Genomic DNA, 17,115 nt, shown 5'->3' on the forward strand with positions numbered 1-17,115 from the left:
TCGGCGGCCCGATGATCCTCGTTCCAGGTGGCAACCCATAAAGAGCGGCAAAATCCGCGTCGTAGATCGGGTCGGGAAATTGCCTATCGCCCATCAAGCCACTCCCTGAGCGGAACTTGCAAAGGCGAGACGCGGCAGCCCGCGACGTTCAGGCCAGGGGAAGCCGATCCGCCATGTTAGAAAAACACGCCCGACCCCAGGCCGCATGTCGAAATGAACGCCATCGAGCACCATCGCGCCACGCGCCGGCCCCTTGCCTTGGTCGATCGTGACCTCCAGCCGGACATCGGGCAGACGACCGCGAAACACATCCATGCCCGGCAGGAGGTGATCCAGCTCGAATGCCTCGCTGCCCTCCAGCCAGGGATTGGCCACCAGATCAGAATGCGCCGCCTGCCAGAAGGAGAGATCAAAGTCCTGCGGCAGCAGCGGATGCCTTTTCTTCAGCCAGACGTCGTCATAGGTGCCCGCTTTGTTGATCCGGTCCTCCCAGAAAGGCGAAATCGGACCCAGGCCTGCAGGCGCAGGCCTGTCGCTCACGGAGTGAATGGGCACATCCGCGTCCTCGATCTGCGGCGCACGCCATTCAGGTCTTTCGCGAAACCGGGTTTCGTCGACAAGTCCGATCCCCACCGGATTCCGCTCGAACACCTCCCCATCTTCCATCCTTCCACCGAAGGCAAATCGCCAGTCGATGGGAACATGGGTGACGGGCTCGCCCGCCGTAAGGTCCCAGCCGGCGATGACATCCTCTTTCTCGCGGTCGATGAGCCCACGCCAGGTCTTGCGGGTTTTCGCACGCCAAAAACGCGGCCCATAAACCCGCAGCCGCTTTTGAAGCGGGCCAACCTTCAGGCCGCATGTCCACGAGGAAGCTGCCACGCCGCCCGGCGCAAAAGCGGCGCCGATGAAGGTCACGTCTGTGCCCGGCTTGAAGGGTGCCAGATCCGTGCAAGCCACCTGCGGCGTCTGGTGCGGATCACCATCATAGGTGTCCGACATCACTAGAGGACTCTGGACATTATCCAGAACCAGAGGACCGTCCTTGCTGAGGCGAAACGTGCCGCGCGCCACCACAACGCCCAGCAAATCACCGGCGAGATTGTACTGCCGGAACGCGAGCGCTGGGAAAGGCGTGCGATTATCGACCGACATCGGAGCGTCAGCCCTTTGCTGTCGTGTCGGACGAAGTAGGCGATGCCTCCGAAAATCCTCCGCCCGGCTTGTTCAGGTCGACAACCTTGCCGTTGATCTGCGTCGGACCGGATGCGGTGAAGTTGAAATGCGTGCCCAGGATGATGACGGTGCCGTCCTTGCGCATGATGAATTTGGACGCGCCGCATTCGATGACGAATTCCTCGCCGACGATCACCTTCTTGAATTTACCCACCTTTTCGAGAGACGTCTGCCCGACATTCGTGACCTTGCTTACGCCGATCTGTTCAACCCTGGCGACGCCCACCGTGTCGGATTTGAAGGAGCCGACAATGGTGTTCATGATTCCGGGCAGCGGGAACAGGCTTGAGGCCGCATCGCCGACACCGGTGCCGGAGCCCGCCAGTGCGGTGCCCGCGTCAGCCCGCGGGCTCGGGCCGGAAACGATACCCTGGCGGCTGCCGAGACCGCCGGCACTCAAGAAGCCGAGCGCCGAGGAAGCAAGCGTACCCGCGAATGCGGCAAGGCCCGGTCCGCCGCCGCCGGCGATCTGACCTGCCTGGCCAAGAAGCGTCGCAGTCTGGCCGGCAAGCCCCTGCACCGCGGACATTAGCGCCATTGCTGCAGGCCCCGTGCCACCGACGACCGTGTTCATCGAGCCGCCGACTTCATGCTTCTGGTTGCCGCCCACCTCGACCGTGCGATTGGAACCGATCGCCGAGACCTCGTGCCTGTCGACGCGCTTGGTCCGGTCGTTGAGGACGCGGGTGGTCTGGTCCTTCTGGGCATGGAAGAACATGTTCTCCCGGCCGGCATCGTCCTCGAACGTCATCTCGTTGAAGCCGTTGCCCTTATGGGTATTGGAACGCATCACCATGCGCGTCTTGTTGGCCGGCAGGTCGTAGGGCACCCCGTTTGACGGATTGGGCACGACGCCCGTGACCAGCGGCCGGTCCGGATCGCCGTCGATGAAGGCGACCATGACTTCCATGCCGATGCGCGGAATGACCTGTCCACCCCAGGCGGAGCCGGCCCAGTTCTGCGCCACGCGGACCCAGCAGGTGTCGGAGCCGTCCTTCTTCGCCTTGCGGTCCCAGGGGAACCAGAGCTTGATGCGGCCGTACTGGTCGGGATGGATTTCCTCGCCGGCCGGCCCCGCGACGATCGCAACCTGTGTTCCTTCGATCCGGGGACGCCTGGTTTCCCGATGCGGCGTCATCGGCACGCGGGATGGGGTCGCTTCGAACGTATTGGTATATTCCGGCTCGTTCGTATTGGTCTCATAGGAGCGATCGACGACCTTCTGGGTCATTTTGGTCACCACATGCTCCTCGTAGACATGGTCCGGATGGGCCACTTCGTAGGGCGTGAACCGACGCCCGACTTCGAGGATGCGCGATGTCGACGAACTCGAGACGCGGTCGTGATCGGCCTCGCTCGCCTGCATGCGCAGCTTTTCGGCACGCTCGGCCTGAGCAACTGTGGATATGCGGGCCGGGTATTCGTAAAGCTCGCGTTTGATCGCCTCGGGCATCTGCACCAGCGACGGCGTCATCGTGCCGGGCACCATGCGCGGCGTCTCGAAATTCCAGTCGGCACCCGCACGCTGGCCGGGCACGTAGGAATACCGCCGGCTCCAATCGTTGATATGGTTACGGTCGGAGGAGCCCTGCGCCAGACGGACCCGTCCCTCGCCCTGCGCCGAAGGGGATGGACCAAGCCAGGAACTGGCATTGTCTCCCACATGCAGCTTGTGCTTGCCGTCCTCATGGCTGAACCAGTAGAACAGCCCGTCCTCTTCGAAACGGCGGGTGAGATAGGCAAGGTCGGTCTCGTTCCACTGCACCGAATAATGTTGCGGCGGCGGTGGCGTCACGATGCCGGACGTGTCGGGCGCCGGGATGCCGTGCTCGGAAAACAGCGTCTCGACGATGTCGATCGCCGTCTTGTCCATCCAGATACGGCAATCGGAACGTCGCGACAGAAGCCACATCTGCGGCCGCAGCACCATCGAATAGGAGCGCAACCCGCGGGTGATCGGCGGTCCTTCGTTGAGTTCGGTCACCAGGCCGTTGAACGGACGGCGCACGCCGCCTTCTCCTTCGCCCTGCTCCACCTCGACCGAGACATCCACCAACCGGCCGATAAGTTCTTCCGGCTTGACCGTCGGCTTCTTGGCGCGCGCCGACAGCTTGATCTCGAAGAGCGAAGAAACGCCTTCCTCGATCGTCACCCGTTCCGGCAGAAGCTGGTCTTCGCCCAGCGGCGAAACGACCTTCAGAATGCGGCTTGCCTGGATGAAATCGGCGGCAAAGGTTTGCAAATCGTCCATACGTCAAGTCCCGTCTAAAAACGCTCAACTACTGTTGCTGCGGTCGGGGATGAGTTCTGAAATAACCCGGCAATGCCGAGAAATAATCTTTGAGCATCCTGGTATTGGCCTGGTCGGATACCTTTTGGTAAGCGTCAACAAGCGCTTGCCGCTTGGCCTTGCCTTCTGCGCTTTGATAAAAATCGGAAAGAACCGAAAGATCTTCCTTTGGCAAAGCGGCAAGGATGAACGTCAGCCGCGCCTTTTCTTCCATCCGCGCAACATCTTTGGGCACCGGCTTTTCGTTCTCGGTCCTGTCGCGCAGGGATGTGATGACGCCTGCCAGCTCGGACTTCAGTTTCTCCGGTGACGCGGATGCCAGTTCAGCCGAATTTGCGTCGGAAAATGCCTCCAGCGAGACGTACATGACCTGCGCGGTGAGAGCGGTTTCGGCAGCCAGGTCCGGCGACGCCATCAGGTCCGCCAACTGCTTGATGCGGGGCCCGTCATCGGCGCCGGCGATGCGGGCCTCGATCTGTTTTGCGGTCACCCGATCCTGGCTTTCGTACATCGCGATGATTTTCTTGCGGCCATCCTCGAACGCCGCGGCGGCCTTCGCCAAGGCCGTCGGCTCGACTTTCCCATCAGCGACCTCGGCCAGGCTGTCCGATATCTCCGCAACCATGCCTTTCGGATCGAACGAAGCGCGGACGGCCGGTTCAAGGATGGGTCCAGCCTTCGAAGCCTCGGCATCCCCTCGATCGGTCGCGGCTTTCACGACGCTTCCAACCGCCGACGGCATTGCCGAAAGGCGTGGGCCGACCTGCTCCATCCGAAGAAGAGCTTCGTCGATTTCGCCGGAGGCCGATGCAACGGCGGGCGCCGATACCGTCGTGGCAAAGGCCAGGGCGACATTCCGTGACCACCGCAGAATGGTGCCGGCCCGAGCCGATGACGAAGATAAACCGATCAACTGCATCCGCTGCACCTCAGATCATCCGTACGTCTATCAGTTGCCTGGGGCGGGCGTCGTTGTAGAGCTTGTTGATGATCTGCTCGGCCTTCATCATCTGTGCGTGGCCGGTTGGGTCGAGCAGCTTCCTCTCCACAAAGCTCTGGCTCGGATAGAATGGCCCGTTCCCGGTGCTGATGCTGAGCTTGTTGACGCGCTCCCGGATACCGGAGCCGATACTCTCGTATTCGATGCGCTGGCCCGGATCGTAGGACGCAAAAGGCCTGCCGTTGAATCGGGGATGAACGGCCTTCGGGTAACGGGGGTCGGACGGCATCTGCGAGATCGACTTTTCGCCGTATTTCGTTTCGCGGCCTATGGCACCGACGCTTCCGCCATAAGACGGTGCGTAGGTGACGAGCCTGTCGGAATCCAAGACTGCGCTCATGTAGAAGAGCAGTTCCATTTTCTCGGCCAGCTTCTTTTCGTCGATGCTGCTGCCGGTCGGCGGGTTGCAGAACGGGATCCTGGCCGCCATATCGGCAACCTTCCCCTTGTCCGCCTCGCTGATGGAATTGTCTTCCTTCACGCCTTCGATGAACTCATGCGTGCAGATATGGCTGGCACGGATGAAGTCCATGAGACGTGACTCGTAGTTGACCGAGGTCGGTGCGGAGACCTGTGTCCCAGTGCTCGTCAGGCCTTCCACCAGTTTCGTCACCTGCTTGTTGGCAACCTTCTTGGCCTCGTCCAGAACACCGCCCAGCGCGAACATGAACGCCTTGTTGTTGTTCGCGGCGGCCATCAGATTGAACGTGCGGTTGAGATTGTTGTTGCAGATCACGCGGACAATCGCGCGGCCCGCCAGGACGCGTACCGAGGTCGTAGCAAAGGCGGCCATCATGACGCTGCCGGTCAGGACCGAAGCAGCCAGCACAAACATCTCGGCGGTGGCGCGATCGCGCTCTCCCTGGGCCTTCATTTCGTTGTTGTAACTCAATACCGCGGCGTCATATGCGCGCACGTAGGGGCTGGCGACATTCAGCTCCCATTGGGACTTGTGTTTGGGAAGCTTTACAAGAATATCGCCCAAGCGTTGATTTGCGGATGCCACGATCATCTCCCATCGTCCAAAGCCGAAAAATATGTCTCAACTGTCTGCGAAAACGTCCGTCACCCGCTCAAGCGGAGACGGGTGGGGTAGCGCATGGATGCGACGCCGGCCGAAAAGAGCCGGCGCCGGCAATGTTGAGCGGCCTTAGGCGGCCTTGGCGGTGGAAAGATCGTAGGACGCGATCATCGGCGACTGCGGCGAATGATTTTCGTCGTAAGGCGTGTACTTCACTTCCATCTTGGTGAAGTTCAGCTTGATCGTTTCGATCGGGCGGTCGCCGTTGGAATCGATCGAGTAGCTGGCGATCAACGTGTTGGTCAGCGAGTATTCGATATACGTGTCGCCCGGGTTGCCCGTGGTCACCAGGTGGATCACAGTGCGCTTGCCGGTGCGGCCCGAGCAGGCTTCCTGGAAAAGTTTGGTCGACGAGGAGTCGCTGACCTTGGTGAGGATGACTTCCGAGACAGTCGGCTCGGAAGCTTCACGGTTTGCCGCGGAACCGGCAGACGTGTTCATGTTGCGGGCAACGTTCCAATGGATGGCTTCGATATCCATCCACTTGCGGTGCTGTTCATGGGTTGCGTCACCCTGAATACCGTCGATCTGCAGATAAATCGGCATGCTATCAGCTCTCCTATTATCGGATTAAATGCCTAGTTGCGTCTAAGGCGCAGTTGCCTTTCGTCTTGCTCCTCCCCGGGTGCGCTTGCGGCCCGAGGGTTCTTCATCCGCCTGCCGACTATGATCCGGTTCGGCGAATTTCTGTTGCACGGTCGCGCTTTCGGTATCGATGCCGAAGCGCTGACCGTCGAAAATGATGGTGATGCCGGCGCTCTTGCGACCTTCCGCGACAGCATCGAGGAAGAAGGTGGAAAGCACGGGCAGAAGATCGCGGGCGATCATGATCTCGATGGCGCGGGCGCCAATCTCGCTGGTTTTCGCCCGGGAGACCAGCGCTTCCCGCGCGTGGGTGGACAGGTCGAGCGCCGTGCCGTAGGCCGCGCCAACGCGGTCGCGAATGCGTCCGATCTGGATATCGACGATGCCGGACAGCGTCTCGCGGCCGAGCGGCATGAAGGGCAGCACCGCGGTACGTCCGAGGAAGGCCGGTTTGAAATGTTTCTGCAACTCTGGAAGCAGAAGCGCTTCGAGCGCCTCCCCTTCCGGCATCGTGTCCGGATCGGCAGCAAGCGCCGCGAGCAGTTCCGAACCGGTATTGGCCGTCATGAAGATCGTAGTGTTCTTGAAATCGATGTCGCGACCCTCGCCGTCGCGCAGCGTTCCCTTGTCGAACACCTGGTAGAAGATTTCCTGAACGCCCGGATGCGCCTTGTCGATCTCGTCGAGCAGCAGCACCCCATAGGGCCTGCGCCGCACGGCTTCTGTCAGGACGCCGCCTTCCCCATAGCCCACATAACCGGGTGGCGAGCCGAGCAACATCGAGATTTTGTGCTCTTCCTTGAATTCCGACATGTTGATGGTCGTCAGATATCGGCTGCCGCCATAAAGCATGTCGGCCAGCGACAGCGCCGTCTCCGTCTTGCCGGTGCCGGACATGCCGACGAGCAGGAAGACGGCCGGCGGCCGGCGCGGATCGGACAGACCGGCGCGGGCAGCGCGCATGGTCGATGCGATCCGTTCGATTGCCGCATTCTGGCCGAGCACGCGCTCCTTCAGCCGCAGATCGAGCGTCTTCACCGTCTCGACCTGGTCGGACAAAAGCTTGCCGACCGGGATGCCTGTCCAGCGGGCAACCACTGCCGCTACCGCCTCCTTATCGACAACGCGCGGCATGAGCGGTATCTCTCCGGCGACCGCCGTAAGGCTTCGCTCGGTGCTGGCAAAGGCGGTGCGGGCGCTTTCGGGCGTCATCGCCTGCGGCGGGAAGGGCGCGATATTGGTGCTGCCGCTCGCCTCGCCGGCCGGAGACAACGGCACGATGGCAGGATCATGCGCGAAGACGTCTTCAAGGCGATCAGCTTCGCGCGCAAGCCGCATCTCCTCGTCGAACTTTGCCCCCAGCGCCTCGATTTCGGCACCGATCTCGTCTCGTTCTCGCGCAATCTCGGCAAGCCGGGCGACATTTCCCGGTGTTTCGGGCTCGCCCGACAACCATCTGGCTTCGGTTTCCAGAAGATCCCGCTCGTTGTTCAGCAGCGTCAACGCTTCCGGCGACGTCTGCCGCGCCAGCGCAACCCCGGCCGCAGCCGTATCGATCAGGCTGATCGCCTTGTCGGGAAGCTGCCGGGCCGGCAGATACCGGGCCGAAAGGCGAACGGCGGCGACCAGCGCCTCGTCGCGGATCCGCACCTTGTGGTGTGTCTTCAGGCTCTCGGCCACCCCGCGCAGCATGCGCACCGCCGTCTCTTCATCCGGCTCCTGCACCTGCACCATCTGGAAGCGCCGCGTGAGTGCTGCATCCTTCTCGATATAGCGCTTGTATTCGCTCCAGGTCGTTGCCGCGATTGTCCGCAACTCGCCCCGTGCCAGTGCCGGCTTCAGGATATTGGCGGCATCGCCCTGCCCGGCCTGTCCGCCCGCCCCGATCAACCCATGGGCTTCGTCGATGAACAGGATGATCGGTTCGGGTGAGGTTTTCACGGCATCGACGACGCCATGCAGCCGTCGTTCGAACTCACCCTTCACGCCGGCACCCGCCTGCAGCAGGCTGAGGTCGAGAAGCAGCAGCTTCACCTGCTTCAGCCGCTCTGGCACGCGTTCGGCGGCGATCTCCAGGGCGAGCGCTTCGGCGACCGCCGTCTTGCCGACGCCGGCCTCGCCCACCAGGATCGGATTGTTCTGCCGCCGGCGCATCAGGATGTCGATCAGCTGGCGCAGTTCGCGGTCACGACCGATGACCGGGTCGATCTTTCCGGCGCGGGCATCAGCCGTCATGTCGCGGGTATAGAGGCGCAGAAATTCGTTCTCCGCCGACGAAAAAGCCGGCCTTGAAAGAGCCGGCTCAGATGGGTTATCCGTTTGATCGGCCTTCGCTTTCTCAAGACTGTCGTCGAGACGCGTCCGGTCGAGGCTGCGCATCGAAGGCGCGATGCCGCGCACGACCGAGCGCAGAGCGTGATCGGCGGTCAGTGCAGCCAGCAGGTCCGGCAGCGTGATGGTACTGCGCCCGAACTGAAGCGAGGCGACAAGCCACGCTTCGCGAGCCAGCGAAAGCAGGTTCTGGGAGAGTACGAGCGACGCATCGTCTTCCCGGCGTATATCGGCAATCGCCGCATCGAGCTCGGTGCGGAGCGTCTCCGAAGGAACCCTGAGATCCTCGAATACAGCTGAAACTTCAGGGATATCCAAAATCGCGCGAAGCCAGTGACTGACCTCGACGACGGGCTGCTGATGACGTGCAGCAAGCGAAGCGGCTGTCTCAAGACCGACACGCAAATTTGGCTCAAGCGTTCTAATCAGACGGCTGAGATCGATGTGCGACATCCGGCAAGCCCTGTATCTTTTGGTCGAGGTGCAGTGTTCTTTCGAGATGCGAGGCAACAACTAGGGCGGTTACCGGACCTTGTCCAGATCAAAAGTTGCGCTATGTCAAAAAATAGCGATTACGATAGTTGTCATGAAACTGTCACCTGCCTCCGGAGCTTGACAAGCCAGTATATGGCTCACAAGATGACGATCTGCAAATTTATGCTCCCGTTTTTGGAGAATATGATAGCGTGAATGTGCTAAAAATAGCCACCCCTTTTGAAGAAGGCGCTCCATGCGGAGAAAATCTCCGAGATAATACTTCTGTGCGTGAAATATACTATAGAATTAAGGACGCCAGAAACGCCGCGAGGACCGCCGAACGGGGAACAGTTCCAGGTGAAGCTATTGGTCTTTCACCTGCTTGGCATGATGTCAGCAATCTTGGATTGCAGATTCTTTCTTCCGTGAGCAAGGACATCGAAGTATTGGCCTGGCTGGCGGAGGCGCAGCTGCGGCTGCGGGGCTTCGAGGGTCTGCGCGACGTCTACGAAGCCATTGTGTCGCTTTTAGACAACTATTTTGACTCTGTCTATTCGATCAGCGATGCCGATTTCGAGGAACGGTTTGCGCCTCTCGCAGGCCTGAACGGCGTCGGCGGCGAAGGTACGATCATCCAGGCGATCCGCCTGACTTCATTGATTCCTGGCGGAAAGTTCGCCCAGTTTTCACTCTGGGATTTCCAACTTTCCCAGCGGGCGACCGAAAGCGAGCGGCGCCAGGAATTGCAGCAGGCGGCGACGGAAGCCGGTGTCGCACGCATGTCAGGCCACCTGACGGTACTCACGGAATGCATTGCCGCTTTCGACCGTCTGGTCGCTATACTTGATGCTCGCTGCGGCGATCAGGCGCCACCGAGTTCGAATACACGCAATGTATTGCATGAGGCGGCTTCTGCAATTCGCGTTCTGGCGGGTATCGAAGCCGTCGTTCCCGCGCCGGAGCAGCAGGTGCCGCACAAGCCGGACCTTCGCCCCGCCAACACGAACGAGGCCGAGACGGAACCTGCAGCCCAGCCGCGTCAGATCACCGCCGAAACTATTCGCTCCCGCGAGGAGGCTTTCGAGCTGCTGGCTGCGGTGGCGCGCTATTTTCGCCGGACGGAGCCCCATTCACCGATTTCCATGTCGATCGAGACGCTCGTGCGCCGCGGCCGCATGGATTTTTCCGAGCTTCTTGCCGAGCTTCTGCCCGAACAGCATGCGCGCAATGCGGTGCTGACGGCGGCCGGCATCCAGCCCTCAGCCGACAGGGGAGGTTGAGGGGTCTACGACCGCTACGGGCCGCCGCCCGACAGCAATCTGCAACAGTCTGAATTCGTAATCTGCCGATGGCAGGAAGGAGAATCCCGATGGCAAGCGTGCATGAGAAACTGGAGAGGGTTCGCAAACCCCGGGTCCACATCAAATATGAAGTGGAGACCGAAGGCGCGATGGTGGTGAAGGAACTGCCCTTCGTCGTCGGTGTGCTGGGCGATTTCTCCGGCAATCCGACCCAGCCGTTGAAACCGTTCGGCGAGCGCAAGTTCGTCCAGATCGACCGGGACAATTTCGACGACGTGATGCGCCGCATGACCCCGGGTCTCACCATTTCCGTCGAAAACACATTGCAGAACGACGGAACCGAGCTACCGGTCTCCCTGAAATTCGAAAGCATGGAGGATTTCGAGCCGGGCTCCGTCGTCAACCAGGTGCCGGCTCTGAAAGCCCTTCTCAACGCCCGCAACGAACTGCGCGACCTGATGAGCAAGGCCGACCGTTCCGAGGAGCTGGAACGGCTGCTCGAAGACATCCTTCAGAACAAGGCCGATCTCTCCCAGCTCGTTGCCGAGCTCGGCAACGACAAGAAGAAAGACGCAGTGAACTGAGTGTCGTTTGCGTGCAGCCGGCTGCGCGCTTTGAAATTCCTGCCCATCTGTTGGTTGGAGCAGCCGCTTGCTCGAAGGCGTCAACACTTTGAGACCGCTGCTTCCCTGAAAAGGATTTGAGACATGAGCACCGACACGCAATTGCAGACGACGGAACAGATTGATTTCGTTCCGGATCAGGACCTTCTCACGAAAGTGGTCGCAGCGACCCGCCAGACGGAGCCGAACCGCGCGCAGGACCTGCTGCGCACCCTCACCGACCAGGCTCTGAAAGGCACGGTCACCTATGACCGCAATCTGACCATCACCCTGAACAACGCGATCGCGGAAATCGACAAGACGATTTCCAGGCAGCTTGCGGCGATCATGCAGGCGCCCGAGTTCGTGAAGCTCGAAGGAGCCTGGCGCGGCCTCAACTATCTGGTCAAGAACACCGAGACCAGCGTCAACCTGAAGATCCGCGTGCTGAACGCCTCGAAGCGCGACATCTCCAAGGATCTGGCCAAGGCCGTCGAGTTCGACCAGTCGCGCCTTTTCAAGTCAGTCTATGAAGACGAGTTCGGCACACCGGGCGGCGAACCGATGGGCGCGCTGGTCGGCGATTACGAATTCGACAATTCCTTTGAGGACGTTCAGCTGCTGCAGGGCGTGTCGATGATCGCCGCGGCCGCCTTTGCGCCGTTCATCTCGGCTGCCAGCCCGCGCATGTTCGGTTTCGAGGACTTCCGCGAAGTCGCAAAGCCGCGCGACCTCGAAAAGATCTTCGATACGGTCGAGTACGCCAAATGGCGCGGATTCCGTGACAGCGACGATTCGCGGTTCGTGACGCTCGCCATGCCGCGCGTCCTCGCGCGCATGCCCTATGGCCCGAAGACCAACCCGATCGACGAGTTCAACTACGACGAGACGGGCGGCTCCGATACCGGCGAACTGCCGCATGACAATTATTGCTGGATGAACGCCGCTTATGTGATGGGCACGCGGCTGACCGAGGCCTTCGCCAAGAGCGGCTGGTGCACCGCGATCCGCGGTGCGGAAAACGGCGGCAAGGTCGAGGGCCTGCCGATGCACATCTTCTCCAGCGACGATGGCGATCTCGACCTCAAGTGCCCGACCGAGGTCGGCATCACCGACCGCCGCGATGCCGAACTCGGCAAGCTCGGCTTCCTGCCGCTCTGCCACTACAAGAACACCGACTATGCCGTGTTCTTCGGCGCCCAGACGACCCACAAGCCGAAGCTTTACGACCGGCCTGAAGCCAACGCCAACGCGGCGGTCTCTGCCCGCCTGCCCTACATGATGGCGACGTCGCGGTTCGCTCATTACCTGAAGGTCATGGGCCGCGATAAGATCGGCTCCTTCATGGAAGCGGAAGACTGCGAAGCCTGGCTCAACCGCTGGATCGCCAATTACGTCAATGCCAATGACGAGGCGGGCGAGGAATCGCGTGCCAAATATCCGCTGCGCGATGCCCGGGTGACCGTTCAGGAGATTCCCGGCAAGCCGGGCGCCTACAATGCGGTCGCCTGGATGCGCCCCTGGCTGCAGATGGAGGAGTTGACGACCTCGCTGCGGATGGTCGCTCGGATCCCCTCCAAATCCTGATGCGACGCACGCGCGGCGTCCCCTCGCCGCGCGTGACCCCCCGCATTTGTTTTCACGCAGTTCCGGACCGACACACGACTACGCTTTTCTGGAACTGGCCGGATTTGACACCAGGATGACGATGGGTTCTTGCACAGAATGGAGGCGTCGGGCGGACCGGTTGATCGCATTGATCGACGAAGCCCTGAACCGCCAGGTGAATGCGATCCTGCATCACCCAGACTTCCAGGCCATGGAGGCCAGGTGGCGCGGCCTTGCCATGCTGGTGCGTGCATCCGGCCCGAGCGGCGATGTGAAGGTCAAGCTTCTGAGCATCGGTTCGCAGGAGCTTGCGCGGAACATGGAGCGCGCCTCGGATTTCGATCAGAGCCACCTCTTCGAGCTGATCTATAGCCGCGAATTCGGCACGCCGGGCGGCGAGCCCTACGGGCTGCTGATCGGCGACTACCACTTCTCGCCGAGCGAGCCGCAAGGCGGAGACGCCGTCAGCCTCCTGACGCAGCTCGGCATGGTGGCCGCAGCCGCCTTCTGCCCCTTCGTCGCCGGTGCCTCGCCCCAGGCGATCGGGCTTGAGGACTTTGACGAACTCGGCCGCGTCCAGGATTTTTCCTGGCTCGCCAGCGATCCGACCCGTATCCGCTGGAACGCGCTTCGCGCCCGGGAGGACTCGCGTTTTCTTGGCCTCGTCGGCCCGCGAATCCTGATGCGCTCGCCGCTCGAACCCTACGACCGTCGGCGCAATGACGGCTTTCCCTTCCGCGAGGACATCGCGGCCCACGGCAGTTCGCTGCTCTGGGGCAACGGCGCCTTCGCCTTCGGCGCCATCGTCATCCGCAATTTTATCGATTCCGGCTGGTTCGCCGATATCCGCGGCGTCACCCAGGACAGGATCGACGGCGGTCTGTTGAGCACGTCGGAGCTACGCCCCTACGACTTCGGCACCGAAAGCAACGGGCTTTCAGCCCAGGCGCCGGTGGAAATCCGCCTGACGAGCGTTCAGGAGCAGCAGTTCTGCGATCTCGGCCTGATCCCCGTCGCGACCACCTATCTCTCCGCCTCGGCGATCTTCAACTCCAATCAGTCGCTGCACGCGCCGCCGCATTATTCCAGCGAGCATGCACGCCAGAACGCCCGGCTCGCCGCCATGCTGCAATACGTGCTCTGCGCCTCGCGCTTTTCGCATTATCTGAAGGTCATCATGCGCGACGAGATCGGCCAGCTCTCCGACGCCAACTCCATCCAGCGGAAGCTCGAGGACTGGCTGACCGGCTATACGCTCGGCAATGACGACGCCGATCTTTCGCTGCGCACCCGCTTTCCCCTCCGTTCGGCCGGTATCACCGTGGCGGAAATCCCGGGAAAGCCGGGCACATTCTCCTGCACCGTTCGCCTGCAGCCGCATTTCCAGCTCGACGACGTCTCCACCAGCTTCCACCTCATCGCTGAGACCGCGAACCCGGACCAGATCGTTCCCCGCCCCGTCGCCAATACCGAGAGGATGTCCGCATGACGCTTTCCGAAAGCATCGCCAACCGCTTAAGCGACAATGCACTCGATGCTGCGCTCGACATGGCAAAGGCGCACCTGAAGTCCAATCCCTCGGACCAGGAGGCCCGCCACCTCTATATCGACCTGCTGGTGCTTGCCGGCGACTACGAGCGCGCCGACACCCAATGCAGCTTGGCCGTCACCTTCGCCCCCGACGCGACCATGGGCTTTGCCCTTCTGCGCAACGAGTTGCGCGGCATGGCGGCACGCGACGCCTGGTTCCGGAGCGGTGCCGTGCCGGAATTCCCTGGGGGACCAAGCAATCTCGACAAGCTTGCGGTCCGCCTCGGCCTCGCTCACCGGATGCAGGATGCGACCGAGGCAAAGGACATGCTCGCTGCCCTGGAAGATCAGCGCGGCGAATTTCCGATGCTCTGGAACGGCAAAAGGGTTGCCGACTTCCGCGATCTCGATGACCGGAGCGCCCACGCGCTGGAAGTCATCATGACGGGCGGCTCCTATCTGTGGATCGACTATGCCAAGATCGCGACGGTGACGGTCGAACCGATTGCGAGGCCGCGCGACCTCGCCTTCCGGCGGGCGGAACTCTCGCTGATCGACGGCGCCGTGGCGCCCGTGCTGCTGCCTGCCATCTATCACGGCACGGCGTCCGATCCGGCGCTGATCCTCGGCCGCGAGACGGACTGGATCGAAGAACCGACGGGGATCACCACCGGCCGTGGCCAGCGCTGCTTCCTTGCCGGAGACGAACTCGTCTCCTTCCACGATACCGAAAACCTCGAAACCGTCGCGACGGCGGCCCGTCGCAAGCAGGTCGTCCATGGCTGACCCGCTCGAACGCTACCGACCGCGCGACCGCGTTCTTGCCCGCTCGATCCTCGACCGGCTGATCGACGAGGCACCGGATCGAGCCTTTGACGCTCCGGCAAGCCTGGTCGACCAGGTGCGCGACATGCGGGAATCGATCCGTCGCGACCTGGAAGCCTTGCTTAACACGCGCCGCTGCCCGACCGCGCCGCCGATCGTGCTCGGCGAACTTAAGGACGCGCTGGTGAGCTACGGGGTCGACGGCATGGTATCGGCCAACCTCGTGACGGACGAGGCCAAGCTCAAGCTCGCCCAGATGATCGAGCGCCGCATTTCACTTTTCGAAACCCGCCTATCCGATGTTCGCGTCACGATCCTGAAGAGCCGGACGATGACGGAGCGGGCGCTGCGCATGCGCATCCAGGCGAGCTTTCGCCTGCATGAAGGCATGCCGCCGATAAGCTTCGAATCCACGATCGATCCATCCACGCAGCGGTTCCTGGTGGAGGCGGCGAATGGCTGAAGGCTTCCTCAACCGCTACAATGACGAATTGCTGGCGCTGCGCCGGCGGGCGGCGCGGTTTGCGGATGCGTTTCCGAAAATTGCCGGCCGCCTGCGCATGACCGGCGACGTCGCGGACGATCCGCATGTGGAGCGGCTGATCCAGAGCTTTGCCTATTCCGCCGCCCGCGTCCGCCAAAAGATCGACGACGAATTCCCGGAGCTGACGGACGGACTGCTCGAAACGCTCTACCCGCATTATCTCGCACCGCTCCCCTCGATGAGCATCGTGCGCTTCAAGCCCAGCGCCACGCTTGCCTCGGTGCAGACCGTGCCGCGCCATACGGAAATCCTGGCCGAGCCGGTCGGCGGCGAGGCCTGCCGGTTCCGCACCACCCAGGATGTCGATGTGGCGCCGATCGAGATCGCCGGCGCGGCATTGTCGGGCCAGCCGATCAACGCGCCGCTGTCGCCCTATTCCGGCGTTGCCGGCTGCCTGCGGCTATCGGTCCGCACGCTCGACCCGCGCCAGCCCTTCGGAGCTCTCGGCGTCGGTACGCTGCGGCTGCATGTCCCCTCGCCCTGGCAGCAGGCCGTCGCGATCCACGAACTGCTCGCCAACCACACGCTCGGCATCGCGCTTGCAAAACACGCCGATGACCGCAACGCGATCTCCCTGCCGGCCCGAAACCTGAAGCCGGTCGGCTTCGAACCGGAGCAGGCCATGCTGCCCTATCCGGCGCCAAGCTTCATCGGCTATCGGCTGCTGACGGAATTTTTCGCCCTGCCGCAAAAATTCCTGTTCCTCGACCTCGACGGGCTCGACGCCTGGAAGGGCGAAGCGCTGGAGATCTTCATCTATCTGGATGAGACGGACGCGAAGCTCGAACGCACCGTCTCGGCTCGCGATTTCACCCTCAATGCCACGCCGGTCGTCAATCTCTTCCGCCAGACCTGCGAGCCGATTTCGGTCGATGGTACCCGCACCGAATACCGCCTGCTGCCGGACGCCCGCCGTCAGAGGACGCGCGAAATCTATGCGGTCGACCGCGTGCTCCTGACCGGCTCCCGCGGGCAGGAAGAATTCTGCCAGCCGTTCTTCGGCCGCTCGCAGCGGGCGGGCAACAGTCCCTCCTATTGGCAGGCCTATCGCCGCTTCGACGACGACGGGACGAGCGACATGGAGATCGCTTTCGTCGACCGCAATCGCCGCTTTGCCGGGCCGATGGATGCGGTGGCGAGCGTCGATACGCTCTGCCTCAACCGCGACCTGCCGGAACAGCTGCCCTTCGGCGGCGGCCACCCCTTCCTGCAGCTGGCTTCGGGCCATGAGGCGGTCGCCGGCGTCGAAGCGCTGATCCCGCCGACCCCCTCCGTCCGCATGAACGATCAGGACGGTCGCAACTGGCGGCTCGTGTCGCACCTGCTGCTCAATCATCTTTCCTTGTTCGACAAGGACGGCGCGGCGCTGAAGGATATCCTGTCGCTCTATGCCTTCCGCGACAGCCCGGAAACCAAACAGCTCGTCGATGCGCTGATCCGCATCAAGGCCGGCAATTCGACGGCGCGGCTTGGCAGCGGCGGCATGGTGCCCGGCACCGAGATTGCGCTGGAATTCGATCCCGCCGCCATCGACCGGCCATCCGCCTTTCTGTTCGGTGCGGTGCTCGACCGTTTCTTCAGCCTCTACACCTCGGTCAACAGCTTCACCCGGCTGACCGTGTCGATGAAGGGGCAATCAAAACCCATCGCCAGCTGGCCGGCACGCGCCGCCGAGCGGCCATTGCTCTGACGAAAGGATTGCGAA

At 62.2% G+C, this 17,115-nt stretch carries 13 protein-coding genes; 7 read left to right on the forward strand and 6 right to left on the reverse strand.

Translation table 11 applies throughout. The features are described from left to right. Window positions 1-93: 93 nt before the first annotated feature. From C5L10_RS01495 to tssH, 6 genes are all read right to left on the reverse strand, one after another. Window positions 94-1,155 (reverse strand): DUF2169 domain-containing protein, encoded by a 1,062-nt coding sequence (locus C5L10_RS01495; protein WP_105428215.1) that lies wholly within the window; start codon window positions 1,153-1,155, stop codon window positions 94-96. Between the two features lie 7 nt (window positions 1,156-1,162). Next, complete coding sequence (tssI, locus tag C5L10_RS01500; protein ID WP_105428216.1) at window positions 1,163-3,487, reverse strand: type VI secretion system tip protein TssI/VgrG; 2,325 nt, start codon at window positions 3,485-3,487, stop codon at window positions 1,163-1,165. A 28-nt stretch (window positions 3,488-3,515) separates the two neighbouring features. Next, window positions 3,516-4,445 carry a hypothetical protein gene (locus tag C5L10_RS01505; RefSeq protein ID WP_172716866.1) on the reverse strand — a complete coding sequence of 310 codons (930 nt, stop codon included), beginning with the start codon at window positions 4,443-4,445 and terminating at the stop codon, window positions 3,516-3,518. Window positions 4,446-4,455: 10 nt separating this feature from the next. Beyond that, entirely contained in the window at window positions 4,456-5,532 is a 1,077-nt protein-coding gene (locus C5L10_RS01510; RefSeq protein ID WP_105428359.1) for a hypothetical protein, read from the reverse strand. Between the two features lie 144 nt (window positions 5,533-5,676). Continuing rightward, on the reverse strand, window positions 5,677-6,153 hold the full coding sequence (locus C5L10_RS01515) for a type VI secretion system tube protein Hcp (protein ID WP_041365441.1): 477 nt from the start codon (window positions 6,151-6,153) through the stop codon (window positions 5,677-5,679). Between the two features lie 42 nt (window positions 6,154-6,195). Beyond that, window positions 6,196-8,976 (reverse strand): type VI secretion system ATPase TssH, encoded by a 2,781-nt coding sequence (gene tssH, locus C5L10_RS01520; protein ID WP_105428218.1) that lies wholly within the window; start codon window positions 8,974-8,976, stop codon window positions 6,196-6,198. 233 nt (window positions 8,977-9,209) lie between these two features. Between tssH and tssA the strand changes: the two genes are divergently transcribed. The 7 genes from tssA (at window position 9,210) to tssF (ending at window position 17,100) form a co-directional block, all read left to right on the forward strand. Further along, on the forward strand, window positions 9,210-10,280 hold the full coding sequence (tssA, locus tag C5L10_RS01525) for a type VI secretion system protein TssA (protein ID WP_105428219.1): 1,071 nt from the start codon (window positions 9,210-9,212) through the stop codon (window positions 10,278-10,280). A gap of 89 nt (window positions 10,281-10,369) precedes the next feature. Then, complete coding sequence (gene tssB / locus C5L10_RS01530) at window positions 10,370-10,885, forward strand: type VI secretion system contractile sheath small subunit (protein WP_046635796.1); 516 nt, start codon at window positions 10,370-10,372, stop codon at window positions 10,883-10,885. 123 nt (window positions 10,886-11,008) lie between these two features. Then, window positions 11,009-12,490 (forward strand): type VI secretion system contractile sheath large subunit, encoded by a 1,482-nt coding sequence (tssC, locus tag C5L10_RS01535; protein WP_046610490.1) that lies wholly within the window; start codon window positions 11,009-11,011, stop codon window positions 12,488-12,490. A 121-nt stretch (window positions 12,491-12,611) separates the two neighbouring features. Next, window positions 12,612-14,000 carry a type VI secretion system contractile sheath large subunit gene (tssC, locus tag C5L10_RS01540; RefSeq protein WP_105428220.1) on the forward strand — a complete coding sequence of 463 codons (1,389 nt, stop codon included), beginning with the start codon at window positions 12,612-12,614 and terminating at the stop codon, window positions 13,998-14,000. Continuing rightward, window positions 13,997-14,827 (forward strand): type VI secretion system accessory protein TagJ, encoded by an 831-nt coding sequence (locus tag C5L10_RS01545; RefSeq protein WP_105428221.1) that lies wholly within the window; start codon window positions 13,997-13,999, stop codon window positions 14,825-14,827. The genes tssC (C5L10_RS01540) and C5L10_RS01545 overlap by 4 nt, the downstream gene beginning before the upstream one ends. Next, complete coding sequence (tssE, locus tag C5L10_RS01550; RefSeq protein ID WP_046610492.1) at window positions 14,820-15,329, forward strand: type VI secretion system baseplate subunit TssE; 510 nt, start codon at window positions 14,820-14,822, stop codon at window positions 15,327-15,329. Before C5L10_RS01545 ends, tssE begins: the two co-directional genes overlap by 8 nt. Further along, the gene (gene tssF / locus C5L10_RS01555; protein WP_105428222.1) at window positions 15,322-17,100 is read left to right on the forward strand and encodes a type VI secretion system baseplate subunit TssF; all 1,779 of its coding nucleotides are present in this window, start codon (window positions 15,322-15,324) and stop codon (window positions 17,098-17,100) included. The genes tssE and tssF overlap by 8 nt, the downstream gene beginning before the upstream one ends. Window positions 17,101-17,115 lie beyond the last annotated feature (15 nt).

It is taken from the genome of Neorhizobium sp. T6_25 (genome assembly GCF_002968555.1).
Lineage (GTDB): Bacteria > Pseudomonadota > Alphaproteobacteria > Rhizobiales > Rhizobiaceae > Neorhizobium.

Excerpts from the sequence above, each read along its gene's own strand:
- tssI (WP_105428216.1), bottom strand. The coding sequence starts at position 3,487 with ATGGACGATTTGCAAACCTTTGCCGCCGATTTCATCCAGGCAAGCCGC.
- tssH (WP_105428218.1), bottom strand. The coding sequence starts at position 8,976 with ATGTCGCACATCGATCTCAGCCGTCTGATTAGAACGCTTGAGCCAAAT.
- C5L10_RS01545 (WP_105428221.1), top strand. The coding sequence starts at position 13,997 with ATGACGCTTTCCGAAAGCATCGCCAACCGCTTAAGCGACAATGCACTC.
- tssF (WP_105428222.1), top strand. The coding sequence starts at position 15,322 with ATGGCTGAAGGCTTCCTCAACCGCTACAATGACGAATTGCTGGCGCTG.
- C5L10_RS01505 (WP_172716866.1), bottom strand. The coding sequence starts at position 4,445 with ATGCAGTTGATCGGTTTATCTTCGTCATCGGCTCGGGCCGGCACCATT.
- tssB (WP_046635796.1), top strand. The coding sequence starts at position 10,370 with ATGGCAAGCGTGCATGAGAAACTGGAGAGGGTTCGCAAACCCCGGGTC.
- tssC (WP_105428220.1), top strand. The coding sequence starts at position 12,612 with ATGGGTTCTTGCACAGAATGGAGGCGTCGGGCGGACCGGTTGATCGCA.
- tssE (WP_046610492.1), top strand. The coding sequence starts at position 14,820 with ATGGCTGACCCGCTCGAACGCTACCGACCGCGCGACCGCGTTCTTGCC.
- C5L10_RS01495 (WP_105428215.1), bottom strand. The coding sequence starts at position 1,155 with ATGTCGGTCGATAATCGCACGCCTTTCCCAGCGCTCGCGTTCCGGCAG.
- C5L10_RS01515 (WP_041365441.1), bottom strand. The coding sequence starts at position 6,153 with ATGCCGATTTATCTGCAGATCGACGGTATTCAGGGTGACGCAACCCAT.
- tssC (WP_046610490.1), top strand. The coding sequence starts at position 11,009 with ATGAGCACCGACACGCAATTGCAGACGACGGAACAGATTGATTTCGTT.